Source organism: Pseudoalteromonas sp. MER144-MNA-CIBAN-0113, assembly GCF_040308965.1.
GTDB lineage: Bacteria > Pseudomonadota > Gammaproteobacteria > Enterobacterales > Alteromonadaceae > Pseudoalteromonas > Pseudoalteromonas tetraodonis.
In genome coordinates this window covers 13,626-38,677 of sequence record NZ_JBEOOG010000024.1, presented here as the reverse complement: position 1 = coordinate 38,677, position 25,052 = coordinate 13,626, and the positions used below count along the sequence as shown (strand labels likewise).

General features: G+C 40.4%; 21 protein-coding genes. 3 read left to right on the top strand and 18 right to left on the bottom strand.

What is annotated here, in order from left to right; translation table 11 throughout:
* Positions 1 to 172 precede the first annotated feature (172 nt).
* From mdoH to AAEY57_RS08510, 14 genes are all read right to left on the bottom strand, one after another.
* Positions 173 to 2,137 carry a glucans biosynthesis glucosyltransferase MdoH gene (gene mdoH / locus AAEY57_RS08575; protein WP_036957039.1) on the bottom strand — a complete coding sequence of 655 codons (1,965 nt, stop codon included), beginning with the start codon at positions 2,135 to 2,137 and terminating at the stop codon, positions 173 to 175.
* Entirely contained in the window at positions 2,109 to 3,728 is a 1,620-nt protein-coding gene (locus tag AAEY57_RS08570; RefSeq protein WP_028834694.1) for a glucan biosynthesis protein G, read from the bottom strand. Before AAEY57_RS08570 ends, mdoH begins: the two co-directional genes overlap by 29 nt.
* A gap of 323 nt (positions 3,729 to 4,051) precedes the next feature.
* The gene (locus tag AAEY57_RS08565) at positions 4,052 to 6,715 is read right to left on the bottom strand and encodes an ExeM/NucH family extracellular endonuclease (protein WP_350607463.1); all 2,664 of its coding nucleotides are present in this window, start codon (positions 6,713 to 6,715) and stop codon (positions 4,052 to 4,054) included.
* Between the two features lie 274 nt (positions 6,716 to 6,989).
* Entirely contained in the window at positions 6,990 to 7,997 is a 1,008-nt protein-coding gene (hemB, locus tag AAEY57_RS08560; RefSeq protein ID WP_008108557.1) for a porphobilinogen synthase, read from the bottom strand.
* Between the two features lie 12 nt (positions 7,998 to 8,009).
* On the bottom strand, positions 8,010 to 9,869 hold the full coding sequence (locus AAEY57_RS08555; RefSeq protein WP_008108556.1) for a sensor domain-containing diguanylate cyclase: 1,860 nt from the start codon (positions 9,867 to 9,869) through the stop codon (positions 8,010 to 8,012).
* Positions 9,869 to 10,654, bottom strand: coding sequence for a TatD family hydrolase (locus tag AAEY57_RS08550; protein WP_008108554.1), 786 nt, complete (start codon positions 10,652 to 10,654; stop codon positions 9,869 to 9,871). The genes AAEY57_RS08555 and AAEY57_RS08550 overlap by 1 nt, the downstream gene beginning before the upstream one ends.
* Positions 10,654 to 11,163, bottom strand: a complete 510-nt coding sequence (locus AAEY57_RS08545) for a hypothetical protein (RefSeq protein ID WP_008108551.1) — start codon at positions 11,161 to 11,163, stop codon at positions 10,654 to 10,656. The genes AAEY57_RS08550 and AAEY57_RS08545 overlap by 1 nt, the downstream gene beginning before the upstream one ends.
* A 1-nt stretch (position 11,164) precedes the next feature.
* Positions 11,165 to 11,905 (bottom strand): twin-arginine translocase subunit TatC, encoded by a 741-nt coding sequence (gene tatC, locus AAEY57_RS08540; protein ID WP_008108549.1) that lies wholly within the window; start codon positions 11,903 to 11,905, stop codon positions 11,165 to 11,167.
* Between the two features lie 47 nt (positions 11,906 to 11,952).
* A complete protein-coding gene (tatB, locus tag AAEY57_RS08535; RefSeq protein WP_008108547.1) occupies positions 11,953 to 12,285 on the bottom strand; it encodes a Sec-independent protein translocase protein TatB in 333 nt (110 codons plus the stop codon).
* Between the two features lie 5 nt (positions 12,286 to 12,290).
* Positions 12,291 to 12,551, bottom strand: a complete 261-nt coding sequence (gene tatA / locus AAEY57_RS08530) for a Sec-independent protein translocase subunit TatA (protein ID WP_008108546.1) — start codon at positions 12,549 to 12,551, stop codon at positions 12,291 to 12,293.
* 79 nt (positions 12,552 to 12,630) lie between these two features.
* Positions 12,631 to 14,232 (bottom strand): ubiquinone biosynthesis regulatory protein kinase UbiB, encoded by a 1,602-nt coding sequence (ubiB, locus tag AAEY57_RS08525; protein WP_008108545.1) that lies wholly within the window; start codon positions 14,230 to 14,232, stop codon positions 12,631 to 12,633.
* Positions 14,233 to 14,249: 17 nt separating this feature from the next.
* Positions 14,250 to 14,909: a ubiquinone biosynthesis accessory factor UbiJ gene (locus tag AAEY57_RS08520; protein WP_008108543.1), complete on the bottom strand. Its 660-nt coding sequence runs from the start codon at positions 14,907 to 14,909 to the stop codon at positions 14,250 to 14,252.
* 12 nt (positions 14,910 to 14,921) lie between these two features.
* Positions 14,922 to 15,677: a bifunctional demethylmenaquinone methyltransferase/2-methoxy-6-polyprenyl-1,4-benzoquinol methylase UbiE gene (gene ubiE / locus AAEY57_RS08515; RefSeq protein ID WP_008108541.1), complete on the bottom strand. Its 756-nt coding sequence runs from the start codon at positions 15,675 to 15,677 to the stop codon at positions 14,922 to 14,924.
* Between the two features lie 108 nt (positions 15,678 to 15,785).
* The gene (locus AAEY57_RS08510) at positions 15,786 to 16,742 is read right to left on the bottom strand and encodes a diguanylate cyclase domain-containing protein (RefSeq protein ID WP_024602244.1); all 957 of its coding nucleotides are present in this window, start codon (positions 16,740 to 16,742) and stop codon (positions 15,786 to 15,788) included.
* A 607-nt stretch (positions 16,743 to 17,349) separates the two neighbouring features.
* Here AAEY57_RS08510 and AAEY57_RS08505 point away from each other — a divergent pair.
* Both AAEY57_RS08505 and AAEY57_RS08500 read left to right on the top strand, forming a co-directional pair.
* A complete protein-coding gene (locus AAEY57_RS08505; protein WP_008108538.1) occupies positions 17,350 to 19,128 on the top strand; it encodes a DUF885 domain-containing protein in 1,779 nt (592 codons plus the stop codon).
* A gap of 77 nt (positions 19,129 to 19,205) precedes the next feature.
* Entirely contained in the window at positions 19,206 to 20,687 is a 1,482-nt protein-coding gene (locus AAEY57_RS08500; RefSeq protein ID WP_008108536.1) for an FMN-binding glutamate synthase family protein, read from the top strand.
* A 69-nt stretch (positions 20,688 to 20,756) separates the two neighbouring features.
* Here the strand turns inward: AAEY57_RS08500 and mtnK are convergent, their stop codons facing one another.
* Positions 20,757 to 21,974: an S-methyl-5-thioribose kinase gene (mtnK, locus tag AAEY57_RS08495; RefSeq protein WP_024602242.1), complete on the bottom strand. Its 1,218-nt coding sequence runs from the start codon at positions 21,972 to 21,974 to the stop codon at positions 20,757 to 20,759.
* 130 nt (positions 21,975 to 22,104) lie between these two features.
* Here mtnK and mtnA point away from each other — a divergent pair, with 130 nt between their 5' ends.
* Positions 22,105 to 23,130, top strand: a complete 1,026-nt coding sequence (gene mtnA / locus AAEY57_RS08490) for an S-methyl-5-thioribose-1-phosphate isomerase (protein WP_008108533.1) — start codon at positions 22,105 to 22,107, stop codon at positions 23,128 to 23,130.
* Positions 23,131 to 23,193: 63 nt separating this feature from the next.
* Here the strand turns inward: mtnA and AAEY57_RS08485 are convergent, their stop codons facing one another.
* From AAEY57_RS08485 to AAEY57_RS08475, 3 genes are read right to left on the bottom strand one after another with little or no spacing between them, the layout of a single operon-like run.
* Entirely contained in the window at positions 23,194 to 23,736 is a 543-nt protein-coding gene (locus AAEY57_RS08485) for a 1,2-dihydroxy-3-keto-5-methylthiopentene dioxygenase (RefSeq protein ID WP_008108531.1), read from the bottom strand.
* Complete coding sequence (gene mtnC, locus AAEY57_RS08480; protein ID WP_008108529.1) at positions 23,733 to 24,419, bottom strand: acireductone synthase; 687 nt, start codon at positions 24,417 to 24,419, stop codon at positions 23,733 to 23,735. The genes AAEY57_RS08485 and mtnC overlap by 4 nt, the downstream gene beginning before the upstream one ends.
* The gene (locus tag AAEY57_RS08475) at positions 24,416 to 25,033 is read right to left on the bottom strand and encodes a methylthioribulose 1-phosphate dehydratase (protein WP_008108527.1); all 618 of its coding nucleotides are present in this window, start codon (positions 25,031 to 25,033) and stop codon (positions 24,416 to 24,418) included. Before AAEY57_RS08475 ends, mtnC begins: the two co-directional genes overlap by 4 nt.
* Positions 25,034 to 25,052 lie beyond the last annotated feature (19 nt).

Below are 25,052 nucleotides of genomic sequence, written 5' to 3'. Positions count from 1 at the left end.
ACTCTTTAAAAAAAACCCGCACTTGTTGCGGGTTTTTTATTGTCTGAAGGTTATTAAGCTCGAAAATTAAAACGTGCGGTCATAAAAAAGGAACAACAGTTAGTTGCTCCTTTTTTATTTATTATGACTATACCAATCTTCAAAATAGCTGACTTAATTAAGCGAATTGGTATTAATTTAGCTTATTAGCTGTTTTTGTGATGAGTGCTTTAAACTTCTTACGATGTGATTCACTACTAAAGCTCTGAATAGGCATGGTTACTTTATGTTCTTGTGGTAACAGCGGTATTGCTGTTGAATAACGCCCTGCAGGTGGAACGGTTATCTCTTTGAGGTGTACTTTAAGTGCCGCTAATGTTGCATCATTATCGACTTCACTCGGGCAGAGAAAAATCCCCCATTTTCTGAGCTTAACGCCTAGCTTGATACTACTTGAATAGCGCACAATAGGTGCAGCGAGTATGAGCCCTAATAAAATAGGAGATAACCACCAAAAAAAGACTGGCGTAAAGTAATAAGCAACGCTACCCCATACAATGGCAATCAGCGAAGAAAGCAATGTATAACTAAACGCTTCTTTCCATGGCACCATTCTGCCTTCACGCGGTTGAGCGTCCCATTTTACTTTTTTACCTAAAAATACACAGACTACAAAATATGCATGAAAAACCATCATTAATGGTGCCACAATAATGGCAAACACGGTTTCAATTATAGACCCTAAAGTAAGTTTTAATGCACCACCAAAGCGCTGCTTACGGTGTACTAAGGTAACAATCACGCCCATGAGTTTAGGCAATAATAAAATAATGATAGTTAGGTAAAGTAATGAGTCAATGAGTTCTGTTTTGGCTATTTGCCAAGTTGGAAATAGTTGATAGGCGCGATTAAAATAGACATCGCTATTTAAAGCGCGTGTTACCGCATCTATGGTACTTAACGCCAGCATAGATAACCAAATGAGTGATGATATATACGCGGTTGCACCCAGTAAAAAATGCAGCTTACTCATTAGCTTTAATTTTGCTGATGATAATAAGCCAAGGTGTTGAATATTACCTTGAACCCAGCGTCTATCGCGTACAGCATAATCTAATATGTTGCTCGGAACTTCCTCGTAACTGCCTTCAATATCGGCAAGTAATAATACGTCCCAATTCGCGCTATGTAATAAAGAGGCTTCCACAAAATCATGACTTAAAATTTCACCACCAAAAGGCGCTTTACCTTTTAGTGTTGGCAAGCCACAGCAATCAATAAATGCTTTGACGCGAATAATGGCATTATGGCCCCAGTAATTGGCTTTGTCGGTCTGCCAAAAAGCAGAGCCGGTAGCTAACATTGGACTATAAAGAATTGAAGCGAACTGTAAAAAGCGTCCAAAAAAGGTATCTTGGCGCACAGGAATAGGGATAGTCTGAATCAATCCCGTTTGTGGATTATTTAGCATACTGGTAGTGAGCTCTAGCATGCATTGGCCAGTCATTACACTATCGGCATCCAATACAATCATATGCTCGTATTGGCTACCCCAGCGCTCACAAAAGTCGGTTAAGTTACCCACTTTACGATGTTTGTTATCTTCACGGCGACGATAAAATACCTGCTTTGCAGTATCACCTAAGCGCTCACATAACGCATGCCATGCACTTAATTCATTACTAGCAATAGTTGCGTCTTGTGTATCGCTTAGTAAATAAAAATCAAAGTGTTTTAATTGCCCTGTCGCTTTTAATGATTGTAAGCTGACTTCAAAGCCTGCAATCACTCTGTGCGTATCTTCGTTATATATAGGCATAACCACAGCTGTTTTTTGCTGTGATAGTGCTTCACTGTTAATAGAGACCGGCTTTATTTTTTTAAGTGTGAGTGGATCTATCCGAAATAGCTGCAGTATAAAACCAATACAACCACTACAAAATGCGGTGACTATCCACGCAAAAGTAATAGAAAATAAAGCAAGAAGTGCATACTCAAGCAAGGTCATGCCATTTGAGTTTAAAATTTCAAACATAATTGAAATGCCATAGCCTGAAAGACCAATAGCAGCGATAGCAAATAACCACACACGAAGTGTTTTAAAAGGCATCGGCGTGCCTGCGCTTTGTTTACTTGATGTCATTTGGATACCAAACATAGCTCCATACCTCGCTCACTTCTTTATTACGTAGCTTTAGCGATAAACGCATATCTACAGGATCACTACCTTGGGGAGCGACTTTAAAAGCAACACGCCAACCTAATGATTTTGGTAATTTTTGCACTGTAATATCGCGGGCTTCACCGGTAGTCAGCTGAAGATCTGCGCTAAGTGCTAATTTTGCTGATAACTGATTGATATCAGGGCCGGTAAAGTCAACAGTAAATTGACGATGGCTTTTTGGCGGTGGATTATCTTCACCAGGTAATGCGGCACTACCGATACGCGTTCTAGCTACTTTGGCCAAATTATTTTGGCTTAGATAATCATTAAACGTCGTCATCTTATAGCTAAACTTTAATGCCTCTCCAGCTTTGAACGGCTTTTCAGGAACCCAATAACTTACAATATTATCGTTTGTTTCAGTATCTGTTGGAATTTCTACTAGCTCAACACGGCCATTGCCCCATTCACCTTGTGGTTCTATCCAAAGGCTAGGGCGGTCATGGTAATGCGCTTCTATATCAAAGTAGTTATTAAAGTCACGGTCACGCTGCACAAGGCCAAAGCCTTTTGGATTCTCATATGAAAAAGAGGTTACACTGAGTTGGGATGGATTATTAAGCGGACGCCACACCCAATTACTCTCTTGTGACTGCGTGAGCAAACCATCTGAATCATGTACTTCAGGGCGGTAATCATCAAAAAACTTAGTGCTATTTTCACCGTGATAAAACATGCTCGTTAATGGCGCTATACCTAGCTTTTTAACATCTTTACGCGCAAAAATTTGCATGTCGACGTTAACTCGTGTCTGTGTGTTTGGGTCTATTTCAAACTTGTAGGCTCCCGCTACCGATGGGCTATCGAGTAAAGCAAAAATAGTAATATTAGTTTGCTCTGGTGTTGGTTTTACTAACCAAAACTCTTTGAATGAAGGAAACTCTTCACCAGATGTTTGTGCGGTATCAATTGCCAATCCGCGTGCTGATAAGCCATAAACTTGATTAGGTCCAACTAGGCGAAAATAAGAAGCGCCCTGAAACACCATAATTTCATCTTTATAGTCATCGTTATTTAGTGGGTAGTGCAATCTAAAACCAGCATGCCCTAACTGTGTACCTTCAACACTTTTCGCTATTTCATCTTTTAGGTGTGCTGCTGTTCCATCATATTGATAAAAGTCTGTGCTAAATGGGAGACGGCTAAGCTTGGCATCTTGATCAACGATATTGATTTTGACTGGGGTTTTATATAAAAAACCTGGGTGAAATAGTTGCAGCTCATAAAGCCCTTCATCTTTCCATACCGATTGATCGTGTTTGAAGCGGATTGAGCGGTAGTCTTGATAATCAATACTATTAAGCGCCTCTATTTGTATGTTTTTAGGTGCAATGTAATCTTGCTCAGCAAGCTTTTTAGCACGCGCACTTATCACATCAAATAAGCTGCCTTGTGGTATTGCCGCTTCTAATGAGGTTGCTGCAATGGCGTTGTTCGTTCCCCACAGTGAAAAAACTATCAACATCCCTACCAAAGGTTTAAAAGCCCTTTGACAAGTTGATATAAGGTGAATGCGTTCTTTCATTTTGAATCCTTTATAAAAATATATTTACAGCGAGAGTAACGTCTATCTCAATGGTTTTTATATGGGTTAGCAGGACTGGGCAATTATCGTTTTAGCGCAGGTGTAGTAACGCAGCTTCACACTTTGTATTTATTAAACAATAAATGAAAGGTGTGAAATTTGATAAAGGCCATATCAAGGTTTGCATAGATAGTAAGCAATGTTTGCTGAAGCTTGTCTGAATTACATTTGTATAAAAAATAAAAAAGCCGCGAAAGCGGCTTTTGAGTAACTATATAGATATTTTAGGTCACAATACCTAATTGTTAACCGACTAATTAAGCTTAATCAGCATACTTTGTTGCTTTGTACGTTAATTTAACATTACCAAAAGGAATGGCGCCGTTTACACGCACTCGCCACTTACCTTCTTTAGGGTTGGTAAATGAACAGCTTTCGCTATTACCGAAGCTTATTGAGGCGCAATCTTTTCTGAAAAGAGTCGGGTTTCTTTTATGGCGTACAAATAAGTTTGCATCACCCCAGCCACCGTCAAGGCTAACCGTTAGCTCGTCATAACCTTGTGGGATTTCAAAGCTGTAGCTTTTCCACCAAAACCACCCGCCAATATTATTAATTTCGCCAATAATTACTTCATGTTCTGGCTCAGGTGGCGCGATAATGGTCGAGCGAATATCGACAATAACAGGGTCATGATCTGACGCTCTGTAAGGACCTTGAGCATATAAGGTTGATTGTTGTGCGTCAGATTTAAACTCAACGTTATAATCAAGCGAGATAGGCTCATCGGCATTAATGTGCCAATCGGTTGCACTGACTACTTTATTTAATAAGCTTGGACTGACTAGGGCGTGATCTAAACTACCCGCTCGGCCAGAAAAGCTATAAGAGTAACCTAAAGTGTTGCCATCTAGCTCAGCAACCACATTTTTAAGGCCTTTATCAGCAAATGCACGGATAGGATCTTCCATTGCATAGGCGTTCATGTCGCCAACAAGAATGATATCTTCATCATCAACCCCTGTTGGTTTGCTATTTAACCAATCAGCAAATGCATTGGCGCCAGCAGTTCGAATTTCGTTCCAACATGCTTGGCCGTCATTTTGATCAGCGTTTCCACCAGTTGCACTTCCACAACCACCTTTAGATTTTAAGTGAGCAACGGCAACAGTAAAGACTTCTTCTGTCTCTAAAGACTTAAAGCTTTGCGCAATAGGTGCGCGATTGCTGTAGTCAAAAGGCGCGTCAGTTGTAATCGCTGCTGTTCCTACTTGCTGTACTTTATCAGCACGATAAATAAGCGCGGTAGTAATAGCGTCGGTGCCGATTTTATCAACGCCAAAGTCCACAAATGCATATTGATTTTGACTGTCGGCATCATTAAGTGCATTTACTAAGCTTGCAACTGCGCTAAATTCGCCAAAGCCGTCATTTTCAATTTCCATTAAGCCAATCACATCAGCTTGCATAGCACTGATAGCACTAACTAGTTTGGCCTGTTGACGAATTAATTCTACTTCTGAGTCAGCGCCTCGGCTAGTTGGGAAACCGCTGCCTTGGCCGTCGCCATTAAAGTAGTTAAGTACGTTAAAGCTGGCAACACGTAAATCAGCGTCAGGGTTTAACTCTGGTGCATCGGTACGCGGATTCGTTGCTATAAACTGAGGTGTGACCGTTGGGTGAATACGGTAAGTGCTAAAACTGTACGCTAGGGCGCCAGTAACGGTATTTACTGTATCGCCAGTACGCAGCGTATTCTCTGCTGATAATCCAGGTACAGGGTAAGCAATAGGGTCGCGATTTTGACGAGTTGAGCCATCATCTACGAGTATTTTTTTAGTTAGATTTTGCGCTTCAACCGCATTTGCTGCCGCACCAGGAAGTGCAACTTGTGTCCCTTGATATAAACGTTCGGTGGCAAGCTCTAATTCACCGTAGCGACCTAAACCATAGTTATTCGTGACAACTAATGGCTGCTCTAGGGTCACCAACATACCTTCAAATGCTTCTAACTCACTTTGATCGATAACGGGTAAAGTGATTTTAGTCGGATAAGCTGAAAGGCCGGTATCACAAATAGCAACTTGGCTAACATTACCAATTTGGGTGGCATCAAAGTACTCTTCAACAGTACCTTGTACGCGAACATGGTCGCCAACATTAACATCAGTATTGGTAAAGTAAACAAATACACCTTCAGAAGTAAGGGGATTTGTATCTTCATCACTATTAAGTGAATTTACAAAAAAGCCTTTGAGCTGATCATCTGCTTGGAAATTAGCTGTCACAACGCCTTCAAATTCAACCACAGTGTTAACCAGTGGACTGCTTGCGCCTTCACCTTGAATACTGCTAATTAATGTTTTATCAGCGCCACATAGTAAAGGATCTTCAGGTTCTGGCTCAGGATCTGGATTAGGTGAAGAATTCCCTGCAAAGATACCTAGATCACTAAAATCATCTTGATCAAATTGCAGCCATAGCTCACTTGGATTAAAAGTGCCATCGGCATCAGTGCGGCCGTTTAATTGAGTTTCTTTACGGCGCAGTGTTTTATTTTGTGTTTGTACGCCACCTTCAGACCAAAATGAACCTGGATCTACGCCGCGTTGACCAAAGCTATCAATAACGGTTGAGCCTTGCGTAAGTACCAGTGCGTCATCACCATTAAAGTTAGTGACGGCGCTGAGTTGATCTGCTTTTTCTTTTAATTCAACTGAAGCATTACCATTAACAATGACATAAGTGCTATTAGCAGCAAGTTCACCGGTTAAATCGAGCGTATTGTTTGCCTCTGTATTGCCATTTGAATAGAGACTTAGGGTGTAGCCATCCAATGACAGTGGGGTTGTCGAATTATTAAATAGTTCTACTGCTTTATTATAGCTACTGCCCTCTACGTATTCTGATATAACGAGGTTAGCGGTAGCGGGTGCACTGAGGCTTGCTAACACAAGCGCCAATGGCGTTATTTTTGTTTTCAACATTATTATTTTTTCCCGTGTTTTTGTTTCCCCAAATGGGACGCTTAGTGTAATGAAAAATGATTACAAATAGAATACAGAATGTTAACAATATTAAGTTTTGTTATTTTTTGAGGTAGAACGTACAGTTGTGTGTTTGGTTTTAGGTAAGGCAGAGCCTGTGTAGTGTGATTACTATCTATAAAAATAGGGGGTAACGCTGCATAAATGCCAACTATGTGTTGTTCTTAAACATAAAAAAAGGGCAATAAAGCCCTTTTATATCAATATGCTTTTATTACTTATTTAAATAGCGGGCAGCTTGCTTTGCAAAGTAAGTCAGAATGCCATCAGCACCTGCACGTTTAAATGCTAATAGAGACTCCATAATAGTGGCTTCCTCACTCAGCCAGCCATTATCAATAGCGGCTTTATGCATCGCGTATTCGCCACTTACTTGATAAGCAAATGTTGGTACACCAAACTCATCTTTAACGCGACGTACAATATCTAAATAAGGCATACCTGGCTTAACCATGACCATATCGGCGCCTTCTTGAAGGTCAAGTGCGACTTCACGAATTGCTTCATCAGAGTTGGCAGGATCCATTTGATACGTTTTTTTGTCAGCGCCTTTTAAGTTACCCGCAGATCCTACGGCATCTCTAAATGGACCATAGTAGCTTGACGCATATTTTGCTGAATAGGCCATAATGCGAGTATGAATAAAACCATCGGCTTCAAGAGCTTCACGAATTGCACCAATACGCCCATCCATCATGTCTGATGGGGCAACAACATCAGCACCTGCATGTGCATGTGATAGCGCCTGCTTAACTAAAATTTCGGTAGTGACGTCGTTAATCACATAACCTGCATCATCAATAATGCCGTCTTGACCATGCACTGTGAATGGGTCAAGTGCAACATCGGTGATCACGCCAAGCTCTGGGAAGGTTTCTTTTAATGCGCGTACAGTTCTTTGTGCCAAGCCGTCATCGTTATAGGCTTCTTCAGCGAGTAGAGATTTTTTATCTGCTGGGGTAACAGGAAAAATAGCGAGCGCAGGCACACCTAAATCAACTAACTCTTTGGCTTCTTCAAGCAGCAGATCAATCGATAAACGTTCGATACCAGGCATAGATTCAATGCTTTCACGACGATTTTTACCTTCAAGAACAAAAACAGGATAAATAAGATCATTAACACTCAGCTGATTTTCAGCCATAAGGCGACGAGAGAAATCATTACGGCGCATTCTACGCATGCGAGTATATGGGAAAAGGTCTAGTCCAGATTGGGCCATAAGTATACGCTCCTACTGTGGGATTGAAAAATTAACCACTTGATTGCGGCCATGTTGTTTTGCTAAATAGAGTGCCTTATCGGCATAATCAGTAAATAGTTCAGGGTTATGGGTATCATCGGCAATTTGAGTATAAACACCGGCACTAATAGTAAACTCAATAATAGTGCCTGCTACATTCACAGTCTTATTTTCTATTGCCAGGCGTGTTTGCTCTGCAATGTTCATTGCACCTTGGTTATCAGTATTAGGTAGCAAAATGACAAACTCTTCACCACCATAACGCGCTACTTCATCAAGTGGGCGCTTAAGCTGTTGTTTAATGGTATCAGACACCGCTCTGATGACTTGATCGCCGGTTAAGTGACCATATTTATCGTTAATTGATTTAAATTTGTCGATATCTAGCATAATAATACTTAATGGCGTTTGTTCGCGGCGCGAACGACGAATTTCCATAATTAGTTTTTTATCGAAAAAGCGCCTATTTTTAATGCCAGTTAGCGCATCTTCCATATTGAGTTGTTCAAGTTCGCGGTTTTTATCTTCTAATTCCCTCAGTGTTACTTGTAACTCAAAGGTGCGTTCATCTACTTGGCTTTCAAGCTCTTGGCGGGTGCGCTCTTGTAATTCAATCCGCTCATTTAATAGCGCATCTTGTGCAGCGTTTTGTGCAATTAATGCTTGCTGCGCTGTTACTTGCTCATCGCGTTGTAATATAAATAACTTTATGACGGTATAACTTAAACAAAATGAGCAACCTAGGGACGCTGCAAAGGTTATCATTAAGCTAGCTCGAGTCACTGTATAAAGGCCGGTTAATGCAATGGCAAAATGAATGACCACAATTAAAAAGAACCCAAGTGCCATGAGTAGAGATTTATTGGGACTCGTGGGATTTTTACGCAGATAAAATAATGTTGTGGCAACATGATAACTTAAAATGACAGGGATGCTTAAAATAGCAAATAAAGCTACGCTGGGAGTGGGGAGTAACCAAATAAGTATAATAATTAATGCGTATAGTGCGGTGATTATTGTTTGCCCTTTTACTAAGTTAGACTCAATAGCTGTGCAAACATGGCGTTGTAAAGGAAGAAACGATACCGTGATCAGCATCAGCAAAATAGGCAGCACTAACTGTTGGAGGTTTGCTATGCTGGAGGGCGCATAACGAAATCCAAACCCGCCTAAGTAAGCTAAAAATAAGCTGAGCATCAGCGTAATCACACCGGCATAAGCAAAGTAATGCTTTCGGGAAAATGCGAATAAGACCAGACTACTCACTGCTAAAGAAAAAACAAAGCCAATTAATAATCCATAAAGTAAATTCACCATACTTTTATAGGCCAATAGTGAGTCTTGCTGCCACAGTGTTAAGGGGACGCGCAGCCCGATACCTGCATCATTATTAACTTTAAGGTACACCGTAGTTTCACTGTTAGCGGGAAGAGTTAACTTGACTAGCAAAGACTCGCTCGCTATCACTCTTTGTGAAAGTGCATGCGTATCACCAATATGAGTTGATGTGAGTAGCTTATCCTCCATAAAATGAGCAAAGTAAACATCGTTTAAAAGAGGGTTGTCTAGTGATAGTAAGGGCGTTAGCGGCTGCGCTAACTGATTTTTAATCTTAAATTGAATCCATACAGGGCGAGACTCAAGACCTAAATTAAGTGGCTTATCATTAAGTAGCAGCCATTCTTGTAAATTGCTTTGTCGTGCATCTTCTAATGAGGTAGGAGTAAACGAATAATGAATAGACTCTATTTTTTTTGAATTAAATTCGCTATTTATCTCGATTGCACTTGCAGGGAAACAGGATGCATAAAACACCAAAATGAATACCAGCAAAGCGCAAAAGGTTCGCATTACTTTTTCTCTAATCCAAATAAGCGATTAAAGTTTTCACGAGTATGTTTTGCCACTTCAGATGCCGGAATGCCATAAAGCTGAGCAAGCGTGTCACACACATAATGCAGCAATGCTGGCTCGTTTCGTCTTGATTTTGGCTTTGGTTTAACAGTACGAGGAATTAAAAATGGCGAATCGGTTTCTATTAATAAACGTTCAATAGGAATACTCGGTATAAGTTGCTGTAACTCCTCGCCACGTCGTTCGTCACATACCCAGCCGGTAATACCAATATAAAGTCCTAAGTTTAAGTAACCTGAGAGTGCTTGTGCATTACCTGTAAAGCAGTGCAGTACACCGCGAACAGTAAATTCTTTTAAAATAGTGAGCATATCCTCACTGGCATCACGTTCATGCAAATAAACAGGCAAGTTGAGTTTTTCAGCTAATGCGAGCTGACGACGCAAAACAGCACGTTGTATATCTCTAGGGGAAAAGTCGCGATTGTAATCTAGTCCGCATTCACCTACGGCAATAACCTGCTCATTTTGAGCGAGCTGAGTAAGTTGTTGCTCAAGCTCAGGGGTTGCTGTTTTAGCGTCATGAGGGTGAATACCAGCGGTAGCATATTGATTATAGTGCGCAGCAAGTGCTAATGATTCTTCACTGGAGGTTATATCACAGCCAATAATCAGCATCTGGTTTACGCCCGCATCTTTTGCTCTGGCGAGCACCTCTTGATGCTGACCATCAAATTGATGATTAGTTAAATTTACGCCAGCATCAATTAACGTGTATTGCATTACTGAGTACGTTTTACACGAATTGAACGGTTTTGATCTGCTTTTTTAAGTAAAAAAGAGTTGAATACGCCACGGCTAATAATAACAGTATCGCCTTCGTCTAATCTTAAGCTATCTGAACCAATTTGACGCCATTGCTGGTTATTTTCTAAGGTAATGATTAGCTCACCATAAGGTGCTTTTTTAACAGATGAAATCATTGACGTAATAGACTCTTCACCATTTTCCGCAATTTCTTTATGCTCTAAACCAAACTCTTTTGCTTTAGTGGCCACAGGCGCTGTTGCAGCGGGAGCCTCAGCTTTTACATTTGTTTGTGCCGATTTGCTTAGCTGGCTTTGTGCTGGTTGTGTTAATGACTTTCCGGCAATGGTGTTGTCGTAGCAGAGTAAACGATTAAAGTCGTTTTCAATAAAACTACAGGCTTGCAACGCTTGTTCATTGATAGGAGTTGCGGCTAAAACCGGTACACTTGCTAAAGCGAGTAAAGAAAGTAAATGCTTATTCATATTATTCCTCAGATTCTTGTTGTGGTTTTGCGGTATAAAATTTCGCTAAAATTAAGCCAAGCTCAAATAACAGCAGCATAGGGAGTGCTAATAGAGTTTGTGATAAAACGTCTGGTGGCGTTAAAAACATCGCCACTACAAATACGCCGACCACTATATAAGGGCGCTTTTCTTTTAGGCTTTGTGTGGTTGTTGCACCGCTCCAACAGAGCAACATAATCGCCACTGGAATTTCAAATGCAATGCCAAAAGCAAAAAATAGCTTGAGCACAAAGCCTAAATAGCTACTGATATCTGGGGCTAGGGTCATCATTTGAGGACCTGCACTGGTGAAAAACCCTAAAATAATTGGCAGTACTACAAAGTAGCAAAAAGCAATGCCACCATAAAATAAGAAAATACTGGAAGCTAATATTGGCATCAGCATTTTCTTTTCGTGCTGATATAAACCTGGGGCTATAAATCCCCAAATTTGATGTAAAATCCAAGGGATGGCCGCAAATAAAGCAACAAACAACGTTAGTTTAAAGGGAGCAAAAAATGGCGCAGTGACATCCGTTGCTATCATAGTGGCAGTACTAGGTAAATGAGCGACTAGAGGAGCAGCTACAAACGTATAAATATCGTTTGCAAAGTAAACCAAACCAATAAATATCACTAAAATACTCAATAGCGATTTTATCAACCGGTCACGCAACTCGATTAAATGAGCGACAAATCCTGATTTTACTTCTTCAGTCATTGTTTTCTATACCTGCATTAAGCGCATGAAAAAAGAGAGTGCCATAATTATTTAGAGTCATCTGTTGCTTGGTTATTAGTGGCTTGGCTTTGATTTTTTTTATAGCTGTGAGTAACTGATTGCGCTGCTTGTTGCAGCTCAGAAACAGAGTGTTGTAGGTCAGGGCTTAAATCTTTAAGACCTTGTTGCTCTGCTTTTTTTAGGTTTTCATGTAGCTCGTTTACACGAAGCTCTTCACTCACTTCAGCTTTTACTGAGTTAGCCATTGCTTTGGCTGTTTTAACCCAGCGGCTTACGGTTCTAATAGCAACAGGTAAGCGTTCCGGCCCTAGTACTACCAAACCGACAATAAATACCACAACAAGCTCCCACATTCCCATGCTAGTTAAACCTTGTCGTTATCTTTAGTTTTGCTAGTTGTACTTGAATCGATTGGTGTTGATTCTGATGATTTTTGGATCTGTTCAGTTTTATCTTCGCTAGCTTGTTTTTCAGCATTTTGGTCATCAGACATAGCTTTTTTAAAGCCTTTAACTGCGCCACCTAAATCACCACCCATACCGCGTAGTTTTTTTGTACCAAATAAAAGTACAATGATTGCAAGTACAATTAATAATTGCCAAATACTAATACCACCAAAACCCATGGTTTTCTCCTGCTTTTAAGCCATAAAATAATAAGGTTAAGTGCTGATTATACGCCTAAAGTGGCAAATAGCACTTAGTTTATGCGCGGCGCCAAGCCGCTATAAAGCCAATAACAGCACAGCTTAAGACAACGCCAGCAGCGATTAAGTTGTGTTGTAAATAAAATAAAGCTGAGACAATCATCGCAGCACTACTAAACAGTCCTAAAACCAATGGTTTATGTGAAACCTTAATTTCAGGTGCGTGAGAGTGTGGTGCTCGCTTTAAATTTTGATAAATTAAATCGGGTAGTTCAGGCATTTTTTCTGCCCAAAACGGTAAGTTTGCATACATTTGCTTTAGCACAGACAGCGGGCCCACTTGTTGTTTAACCCAGTCTTCTAAAAATGGTTTTGCTGTTTTCCACAAGTCCAGTTGTGGGTATAGCTGACGACCTAAGCCCTCAACATACAGCAAGGTTTTTTGTAATAATACGAGTTGCGGTTGAACCTGCATATTAAAACGACGTGCGGTATTAAATAAGTTAACCAATACATGACCAAATGATATTTCAGCCAGTGGTTTATTAAAAATAGGCTCGCACACGGTGCGAATAGCAAATTCAAACTCTTCAATGCTGGTATCAGGTGGTACCCAGCCTGAATCAACATGTAGCTGTGCTACTTGGCGGTAGTCGCGGTTAAAAAAGGCAATGAAATTTTCAGCTAAATAGCGTTTATCTTCTTTGTTAAGAGTTCCAACAATACCGCAATCTATACCAATATATTTAGGATTATGCGGGTTTTCGCGTGACACAAAAATATTACCAGGGTGCATATCTGCATGAAAAAAACTATCGCGGAATACTTGAGTAAAAAACACTTCTACTCCGCGTTCTGCTAATAACTTCATGTTGGTGTTTTGTGCCATCAACGCTTCAGTGTCCGAAACCGGAATACCGTAAATACGCTCCATAACCAGTACATTACTGCGGCTATAATCACTATATACTGTTGGAATGTATAACGATTCTGAACCTTCAAAGTTACGCTTTAATTGAATGCCATTAGCGCCCTCACGCATTAAGTCGAGCTCATCGAGCAATGTTTTTTTATACTCTTTAACCACTTCCACTGGGCGTAATCGCTTGGCTTCGTTAATTAACTTACCGACAACCTTAGCCAATTTTTCCATTAGTGCTAAGTCAGCGTTGATTTGTTGCTCAATATTAGGGCGAATAACTTTAATAACAACATCTTGCGATTCACCTTGAGGATCAACAAGAGTAGCAGTATGCACTTGAGCAATTGAGGCCGATGCCAAAGGTATTTGTGAAAATTCGCTAAATAGCTGGCTAATATCATCTATTTCTAATGCTTTTTCGATGATTCTCTGGGCTAGTTCACCTTCGAACGGTTCTACCTGATCTTGTAAAAAGGCTAATTCCAAGGCGATATCATGAGGCAGTAAATCGCGCCGAGTTGAAAGCATTTGGCCAAACTTTATCCACACAGGGCCAAGTTGTTGTAGTGCTAAACGAAGTCTTAAGCCAGGAGGTTTATCTTTGTGTTGGTTGCGCAACCAAAACAAACTGCCACGAGCAAGTTTAGCAAACCAAGGTACTTTATGTTTGGGTACAAGCTCATCAAGTCCGAAGCTAAGCAGGGTTTTAGTTATGTAATACAGTCGGGCAGTTGACACAAAAAATCCTTAGCGCGTTAAAGGGCTTTAATTAGGGCGTTAATACGTTGCTCAATGGCGGCAACTTGGCTTTTTAGTGCTCTATTTTGTTGTTTAAATTGCTCAAGCTCTAATGGGTGAATGGTGATTGCCAGTTCGTCTTGGCACACACTAATAAAAGTATTATCGAGCTGAGACTTTGCTTTTTTACCCTGCTGCTTAAGCGACTGCAAGTGCAAATAAAGCTGTTGTGCAGGCGCGTCGCCAATATGCTTTGCTAGTTGCTCTGGCCAATCAATCTCTACACTTGAAAAGGCTGAACTATAGTGTTGAGCTATATTTAAATCGCCTTGTAAATCAAGCTTATCTTGGCGAATAAGTTGAGTCAGCATGGCTGGGTTTTTCAGTGCTAACAACGTATCTATATTGGCGCTGATCATACAATCAGCGTCAGCATGTTCGAATGCAGTGTAAAGATGTAGCTGCTGATTGGCATAAGTAATGGCTATTTTTTGCTGCCAGTCTCTAACCTCAACTAATAAGCGCTGATGCTCTACCGTTTTTAGTTTATCGAGTAAGCTCGGATCGAGTTTAAGCGCTTGATTTAATACTTGCTCAATAAGCGAAAGTACAAAGCTCGGTAGCATAAAAAAACTGCCTGCAGCCGGTTGTTCTTTACTGTGTTCTTCAAGCGCCATAAATTACTAACCTTAGTATTTAAATCCACGATGCAGGGCAACAATGCCACCAGTTAGATTTTGATAAGTCGCTTGCTCAAATCCTGCTTCCACCATCATCGCTTTAAGGGTTTCTTGATCTGGATGCATACGAATTGACTCTGCTAAGTATTGGTATGATTCACTGTCGTTAGCAACTAGTTTACCCATAGTAGGTAAAATGTTGAAAGAGTAAAAGTCATACGCCTTGCTGAGAAGCTCTTGCTCTGGTTTTGAAAACTCAAGAATGAGTAAACGACCACCTGGCTTTAAAATGCGGTACATAGAGCGCAATGCTTTATTTTGGTCGGTGACATTACGTAAGCCAAAAGCAATCGTAATTAAATCAAAACTATTATCAGGGAAAGGTAAGGCTTCGGCATTCATTTGTACGTAATCAATGTTGCCTACAAGGCCTAAGTTATGCAGCTTTTCGCGGCCTACTTTTAACATTGAAGAGTTTATATCACCTAAAACAACCTGACCGGTTTCGCCAACAAGCTGGCTAAACTTTGCAGTTAAATCGCCAGTACCGCCGGCTAAATCTAATACATGATGACCTTTACGAATACCTGAGCTGGCAATTGTTTGACGTTTCCATAAACGATGAATACCAAAAGACATGAGATCATTCATAACATCGTACTTTGTCGCAACAGAATGAAATACATCAGCAACCATAGAAGCTTTTTCGGTTTCGGCAACAGTTTTATAGCCAAAATGCGTGGTCTTTTCAGGGTTCTCGTTCATGATTAATCTCTATCGTGGTAATAAAGACTAGTGTACTTGATTGTGCACCAAGGGTGCAATTTGAATATGATTTATCAGTTAATTTTATTGTTTGAACAGTGTACTGGGTTATTGAGATGCGCGTGATTTAAACGCCGCGTTTGAGGCACTTTTAACTAGTTGGTTAAAGTCGCCTTGTTGTTCCGTAATCCCTAATGAGAGAGAAATGGGAGGGAGTTTTAGATCGCTTTTTGAACTTATAAAGCGTAGTTTTTCAACTCCAGTTATTACTTTTTCTGCAATCAGCTTAGCAGTTTCTGGCTCAATGTTAGCAAGTAGAACGATAAATTGGTCTTTTGCAGAGCGCCCGGCTAAGCCACTTTGTGAAACATACTTTTGAACTTGCTTAGCTACTTTATTTAAAATCACTTCTCCAATGGCATCACCAAAGTTATTAATAAAATGCTCTAAATTATCAATTTGAATGGCAATTGCTGAAATTGACTTATCTTGTTTTAGCCATAATTGTGTTTGCTTAGTTAAATAATGGCGTTTGTATAAGCCTGTTTGTGGGTCAATCACATGTTGTTTGCGCAAGGTATTAAGTTGTTTTTTAGTGGCTTCGTGTAGTTTTTTTGCCTGGCTAAGTTCTTGTTTAAATTGTGCTTGTTGTGAGAGAAGTAACTGTGTTTGCTCATTTAACCTTTCTAAAGCGAGGCGGCTGTTAGCAATATTATTTTCATCTAAAGAATGCAAGCAGTCATTAACATGGCCTGCAAAATCGTTAAGTTTTTTTTCTGTTTGCTGTGCATTTCGCGATAGTGAATTGATCACGCCATTGACGTTTTCAATCATTGCTACTTCGGTTTTATGACCCTGATTTAAATATTCAAAATAGAGTTGCTCAATAAATAGCTCATCAATATTTTGATTTACATCTATGGCATCATCAATAGCATTGTTAAGCGCAAAATGGATTTTACTAATGTATGTATACACAACTTGAAAATTTAAGGGGGTAGGAGGCAAAACATGATGCTCTAAAAACATACATACTTTTGTCATTTTTTCTTGTGCTATAGCCATGGAGTCATGGAACATCATTTGCAATTACCAACCAAATACGCATAAATGCTGATTTATAAAACTCGTCCAATGAGGCAATTTGCTTCCAAGCAACGATACAATAATCATTATATCCGTTATTTAAAAGTAAAATGAGTCGGAGTTGGCTAAAATAGGACTATAATTTCAATAACCGTTGTTTTTCTGAGCAATTACTCTAGGGCCTATTGACCTTTCAGGATTAAAACTTGTTCAATCTAGAGGTGATTTAATCGCGGCGCGAGATTTGTAACCTAGTGGGCTAAGTAAAAAGCGAGTAACAAAGAGTTAATCACCTCTAGGCAGAACCCTTTGGGCAGCGCAAGTTTGGCATCTATGCTGCGTTATCGCCTACTTATGGGGAGTAACCACACTACATAGGCTCTGCCTTGCCTAGAAGCCAAACACACTGCTGCAAATTTAACCTCGAAAGATAAACAGACCCTAGTTATTTATAGTTTTGTATTAACTTAAGTTAATACAATGTCTCACGGGCGTATATTTTGCGCAGTTGGTCGTATATCTATTTGCTATTTATCTAGGCTACGATAGGTTTATCACATCTGTAATATTACTAAGATCAATCACTATGAATTTATCTCTTTCAAAACAAATGCGTCTTTCCTTATTAAGTGTCACTTTAGTGTGCTCACTAAGCGCGTGTCAGCTCACCGCAATTAATGCGGATCAACAATTTACGCAAGCGGCTGAGAATATCGTACAGCATCGCCAAAATATTAGCCCGTATAGTAACCCCGAAGGAGTTGATGGCTACTTATTACCTAATTTGTCAGCTGAATTTTTAGCGCAGCAATATCAAAAAAACACCCAGCTATTAGCAGATTTAGATGCCATAGATATAAGTAAGCTCAGTGATGAAAACCAAATTAACTACAGTATTATTCGAGCGCAAGTGCAAAATAGTGTTGATGAATATGTATTTAATACGCACTACATGCCTTTAACGTCAGAATATGGCTTTCATTCAAGCTTATCGTTTATTGTTAATAGCTCTGATTATAAAACTGCTCAAGATTATCAAAACTACTTAAAGCGATTACAACAAGTGCCGCGCTTTTTTGAGCAAAACATAGGTTGGATGCGTAAAGGATTAGAAGTTGGTTTAACTCAACCCAAAGCGGTATTAATTGGCTACCAAGACTCGATTACTGCCTACATTGTTGACGATGTAACACAGTCTGAATTTTACAAGCCGTTTTTAAACAATACCGCGGGTTTAAGTGATAGTGAATTTGCAGATTTGCAACAACAGGCTAAAGCCACTATCAGTGGCCAAGTTATTAAAGCCTATAAAGATTACTTAACTTTTTTTAATACTGAATACTTACCTGGCGCGCGCAGTGATATTGGTATTTCGTCAACACCGAATGGTGAGGCCTTTTATGCAAATCGTGCTAAATATTACACCACCACACAAATGACCCCAAAAGAATTACATGAGCTGGGTTTAGCGGAGGTTGCGCGCATTCGTAGTGAAATGGAAGCGGTTATTAAAGAAGTAGGTTTTAAAGGCACGTTTGCAGAATTTATCTACTTTTTACGAACAGATCCGCAGTTTTACGCCACAACGCCTGAGCAATTATTAAAAGAGGCCGCGTATATTGCAAAAAAAATGGATGCGCAGTTGCCTAAATTATTTCATACCTTACCGCGCAAACCTTATGGCGTAGCGCCGGTGCCTGCCAATATTGCTCCTAAGTACACTACTGGGCGCTATTCAGGTTCGAGCCGTGATGATCAAGCCGGCTTTTATTGGGTGAACACGTACGCTTTAGATAAACGACCACTCTATGCTTTAGAAGCGTTAACTTTGCACGAAGCGGTGCCGGGTCATCATTTACAAATTTCACTCAATGCAGAACTTGAAAGTTTACCTAGCTATCGCCGTGATGCGTATTTATCAGCGTTTGGTGAGGGCTGGGGATTGTATTCAGAGTACTTAGGCGTTGAAGCGGGTTTTTATCAAGACCCGTACAGCAACTTTGGTCGTTTAACCTACGAAATGTGGCGTGCTACACGTTTAGTGGTTGATACGGGTATGCACATGTACGGCTGGAGTCGTGAGCGTGCAATGAATTTTATGGCCGATAATACGGCGCTTTCATTACACAATGTAAAAACAGAAACCGATCGTTATATTTCATGGCCTGCACAAGCGTTGTCATACAAAATTGGTGAGTTAACAATTAAACGTCTGCGTGCAGAGGCCGAGCAAGCATTAGGTCAGCAGTTTGATATTCGTGAGTTTCATCATCAAATATTGCGCCATGGTTCAGTGCCTTTGTCGGTGCTTGAGCAGCAAATACGTTTGTATATACAAGCAGAATTAGCAAAAACAGATAGCTAATAGCGCATTATTTTGAAACTATAAAAGCGTGGTGTTATTTAATGACATCACGCTTTTTTAGCATTTAAGGATAAGTAATGAGTCAATTTATAATGTTCAGTATCGATGTGTTTGCCAGCTTATTTATTGTTGTATTTGGATTGCTGGTTATATTAATTGCTATTTTTTATGTTCGAGATGTTACCCAAACAAAGCATGCTATTAGGCGTAATTATCCGGTAATTGGACGTTTTCGGTACTTTTTTGAGCGCCAAGGTGAGTTTTTCCGTCAGTATTTTTTTGCTCTCGACCGTGAAGAAATGCCCTTTAATCGCGCCGAACGCAGTTGGGTATATCGGGCTGCTAAAGATGTTGATCATACGGCTGCTTTTGGTTCAACCCAAAGCTTAGAAACGACAGGCACCGTAATGTTTATGAACTGCGCATTTCCTACCTTAGATGAAGAAGCCCTAGCGCCTAGCAACGTAACGCTTGGGCCTTATTGTAAATTTCCTTACACCACAAATTCGTTATTTAATATATCGGGCATGAGCTTTGGCGCGTTATCCAGTCCTGCTGTACGTGCACTCTCAAAGGGGGCAAAATTAGCCGGTTGTTGGATGAACACGGGGGAAGGCGGACTTAGTCCGTATCACTTAGAAGGTGGTGCCGATATCGTGTTTCAAATTGGTACGGCTAAATATGGTGTACGCGACGAGCATGGAAATTTAAGCACAGAAAAACTAAAAGCAGTTGCTGCACACCCTGCAGTTAAAATGTTTGAGCTGAAAATGAGCCAAGGTGCCAAGCCAGGTAAAGGCGGTATGTTACCTGGGCGAAAAGTGAATGCTGAAATTGCTAAAATAAGAGGCATACCTGAGGGGCAGGATTCAATTAGCCCAAATGGGCACCCAGAAATAAAAAATCCAAACGATATTTTAGACATGCTCACCACGATAAGAAGTACAACCGGTAAACCGACAGGCTTTAAAGCGGTAATTGGTGAACATACTTGGTTAGAAAGTTTATTTGCCGAGATAAATCATCGTGGTATTGAGTCTGCACCCGACTTCATTACCATTGATAGTGCTGATGGTGGTACCGGCGCTGCACCTCAGTCTTTACTCGATTCGGTGGGGTTACCGCTAAAAGAAAGTCTTCCTTTAGTTTTTCAGTTACTAAAAAAGCATGGCCTTAGAGAGCGAGTTAAAATTATTGTCTCTGGCAAATTAATTGTGCCCTCAAAAGTTGCGTGGGCATTAGCACTGGGTGCCGACTTTGTTGTGTCTGCACGTGGACATATGTTTGCACTAGGCTGCATTCAGGCTATGCAATGTAATAAAGATACCTGCCCCACAGGAATTACTACGCATAATGAACGTTTACAACGGGGCTTGAATGTTGAAGATAAAGCGCAGCGGGTCGCAAATTATAATAAATACATTCATTACGGTGCGGGGCTTATTGCACATTCTTGTGGCGTTACCAGTGCTCGCGAATTAAAACGCAAACATGTGCGTATAGTGCAAGAAAGTGGTCTTTCTGAGCCACTAGATAAAATGTACGAACACTATCATTAGATATAGCTTAAAGGCGCTTAAAGCGCCTTTTTTAATAAAATAAAGACTTAGTTTAGGGTCAAACAGACTCTAATTTAAATGGCTTATTAGCAAGCTGAAAAACGCGTCTTTAGTATCGCAAGTGTGGGCATTTAAAATCAATTGCTCACCCAGTGCTAATGTTTGTTTTTGTACGTTTAACCGTGCGGCCTCATCGGTAATGCCTTCTATATCAATTACATTAGCAAGGCCTATAGTGCGTCTAATTAGCTCTATGCCACAGTAGCCAATAGCATCTTGTAAAACATGTTTCATAAAATACTCTGCGTAGCCTGAAGCTTTAAGTGTCTCATCAGTTGTTTGCTTATTTATGAGCTCAAACCACTGTTGTTCAAATGTGGCGTAGCATTCAACCAATGTACTTAATAAATGGGTTTGATAATTACGACGTGCTACAAAGTCGTCAATGCGACCGTGCTGAGCACAGTAATTTAGTAGTAAGTTACCGATAAAAGATCCAATATCAAAGCCAATAGGGCCAAAAAAGCCAAACTCAGGGTCGATCATTTTAGTGGTAGTTTGATTAACAAAAATACTTCCGCTGTGCATATCGCCATGCAACAAGGTTTGTGGGTTCGATAAAAAGTTAGCTTTTAGCTTTGCTACTTCAAGTTTTAATGCCCCGTTTTTACGAATAGCCTCAACTTCAGTTTGTAATTGTGCCGGATAGTTGTTGCGTTCATGCTCTGTGTACGGATCGCTAAAAAATAAATCTTCAGTAATTTGGCACAATTCAGGGTTAGTAAATTGGCTAATACGTGCTTTTTTATCTTGCGCTAATAAATAAAAGTCAGAGTTATAAAAGCCCGTTTGGCTTAAATACACAGCTACGTGGTGAGAAAGGTTTGGAAATTGTTCAGCATTATTTTGCGCTGTTCGCAAAATTTGTAAATCACCTAAATCTTCTAAAATGGTCAGAGCTAAGTCTTTATTGTAATGTAAAACAGTAACCGTATGCGCAGGGCAAATAGCCCCATGATTAAGTAAAACTTCTGCCTCTATGCGTGCTCTATCAAGTGTTAATGGCCACGACTCACCTACACAACGCGCATACGGTAAAGCTTGCTTTAATATAATACTGTTGTTTTGCTCATCCGTAATTCTAAATACTAAGTTGAGATTACCGTCACCAAACTCATAAGCGGTAAGCGCTTGCCCCGGCTTAAAAAAGTCGTATTGATTAGATTCAATTAACGAATTGATGTAATTAATAGCGTGCTGTGCATTAAAAGCAACATAGTTAGTCATGGTTTTATTCTCAATAAAGATGCATTTAAGCATTCTATACCTTTAAATGTTTAGATGTCTATAAGTCTAACTTGAGAGTTCTTCAAAGTGGTGTAAAATAACCCTACGCACTTCTAATCTTTTGAGCCTTATGCAAAATTTAATCGCAAGCAGTTTAAAATATGAAAATAGTACGCTGAGCGTACTTGATCAATATTTGCTTCCTCATCAGCAAGTGTGGCATGAATGCCACACTGTAGAGACAATGAAAGAGCTGATCATCAGCTTAAAAGTGCGTGGTGCGCCACTTATAGGCTTAGGGGCCAGTTTATTAATTGCTTATTTAGCTGAGCAAGGTATGACTAGAGACGCGCTTGCAACCGCCATAAATGAGCTAGAAGCCACTCGCCCAACAGCGGTTAACTTAATGCATTGTATGGCGGCGTTGCGCCAAGCGCTTAAACAAACTGATTATGTTGCCAGTATTGTTGCAACGACTGAGCAGTTATTTATTGAAGACATTGAGCTATGTGAGCGTATGGCAACACGTGGTGCCGAGCTAATAAATAGCGGCGACAATATATTAACTCACTGTAATACCGGCGCTTTAGCCACTGCGGGCATAGGTACGGCATTGGGTGTTATTTATAAAGCACAACAAGTCCATGGCAATGTTCATGTGTGGGTGGATGAAACACGCCCCTTACTGCAAGGCGGGCGTTTGACCGCGTTTGAATTGGAGCGTTGGCAAATACCTTACACGCTAATTTGCGATAACATGGCGGCCAGTTTAATGGCTGCAGGTAAGGTAGATAAAATTGTTGTAGGGGCTGATCGTATTGCTGCTAATGGCGACTTTGCCAATAAAGTCGGTACTTATAATTTAGCGGTGCTTGCGCATTTTCATAATATTCCATTTTATGTGGTGGCACCGGTTACTACGCTTGATGTAAAGACTGCCCAAGGTAGCGATATAGAAATAGAGCAACGTAATCCACAAGAAGTGCGTGGTGTTAGTGGTAGTTTTGGCGAGGCATTGTGGGCTCCCACTAATGCTAATGTATATAACCCCGCATTTGACGTAACACCCGCAAACTTGGTTACTGGGTGGGTGTTAGATACCGGTGTTTATAACCAGAGTCAGGTAGAAAGTGGCGTGCTTTTAAAGCTGAAGTAATTTTGCGATGCGTTTGGTCCACGTTATGTTTATTAGTGTGGACCAGGGTTTTGAATGATTAAATTACGGTAATAATGGAAATTGCTCTGCAATCGGTGATTCCGTGCTTTGTGCTACCCAACCTTCTGTATTGTTAAATAGACGAATAGCGGTAAATTCTGGGTCGCTACCCATATCAAACCAATGAGGGGTAAGCTTAGGTACTGAGATCAAATCGCCTTGTTGACAAAGTACTTGGTACACTTTACTGCCAATGTGTAAGCAAAATAACCCTTGGCCTTTGACAAAAAAGCGTACTTCGTCTTCGCTGTGAGTGTGTTCAAATAAAAATTTTTTGCGCAATTCTGCAGCATCAGGGTTGCCTTTAACCAGCGATATAACGTCAACAGTTTGATAGCCGCCTTGCTGTTTTAAGCGTTCAATATCGCCGTTGTAGGCAGTTAAAATATCATCATTGCTGGTGCTTTCAGTAATCTCGGTATTTGCCTGCCATTGCTCAAAACGCACATTAACCTTAGCAAGTTCAGCGGTAATACGTTGAACGTCGCTACTGGTCAGCAGTGCATTATTGGCGTCAGAATCTGCAAAAATAGTGAGTTGGCTCATGCTAAATGCTCCGCTTTAAATTGGCTAAAATCGTTAATGTAGTTGTGCTTTGATGAGCTTTCTTGCCCATCGCGAATTAAATGTAAAGTTTTAAGCCCAGTGGTTTTTGCAGCATCAAGCTCTGCAACTACATCACTTAAAAACAATACTTCGTCTGGGTTAAAAGGCAATTGCGTTATTATGTTTTCATAGGCGCTTGGCGCTTGTTTAGCGCCTACTTTGGTATCAAAGTAATCACTAAATAGTGAGCGAATATCGCCAAAGTCAGAATACTGAAAAATTAAATGCTGTGCTTTCACAGAGCCCGACGAATAAACGTATAACTGTTGGCCAGCTTGCTTTTGTTGTTGTAAAAATTGATAAGCATCTGGGTATAAGTGACCAGTAAAATCACCGTTTTCATAGCCTGTTTGCCAAATTAAACCTTGTAATTGCTTAAGTGGCGTTATTTTTTTATCTTCTTCAATCCAAGTAAGTAAAGTGCTAATAACGGTGTCGATATCGGCATTAGGCTCGTTAATTTCAGCTTTTACAGCGCTAATTTGTTCTGCTACTTCAGGCTGTTCTGTGTGACCGCGCACAAATGCAGGCAGTTGTTGTGCGGCATAAGGAAATAGCACATCTTTTACAAACGAAATACGCGTAATAGTGCCTTCAATATCAGTTAGCAATGCTTTGATCATAGTGCGGTTCCTGTTATTTTTAAGCGTTCTAGCTCGCAACTAAATAAAAACTCTAATGCCTCTAAATGGCGGCGAACTTCATCAATGTTACGGCCAACAGCATATAAACCATGACCTCTGATCAATACGGCATGCTTAATTGGTGAGTGTAAGTGATGGTCGCTCACAAGTAGGCTTAAACGGTCTATATCTTGATCGTTATCGAAAATAGGGATGGCCAGTGATTCTAAGTGCGATGTAATACCGCTGAGCGCTTTTTGCATCTCGTAGCCGATTAGTTCAAGCTGATGGCGTTGAATAATATTTGAAAGTACAGTTGCCGCTACCGAGTGAGTATGCAAAACATATTGCGCGTCAGGAATAAGTTGATACAAGCTCAAATGCAGTTGTGTTTCGGCTGAGGGTTTTATTGCCCCTGCAACACGCTCACCTAAATGATTTAATTGTAGAAAATGCTCAGGCATTAACGCGCCTTTGTCCTGGCCACTGGCTGTGACTACAAAGCCCGTACTGGTGCGAGCTGAAAAGTTTCCACCTGTTGCGGGTACCCAACCTTTTTGACTGACCCATTTTCCGGCTTCAATAAGTTCTGAAATAGCGGTATTGTTTTGCATACATTCCTCACTAATGAGC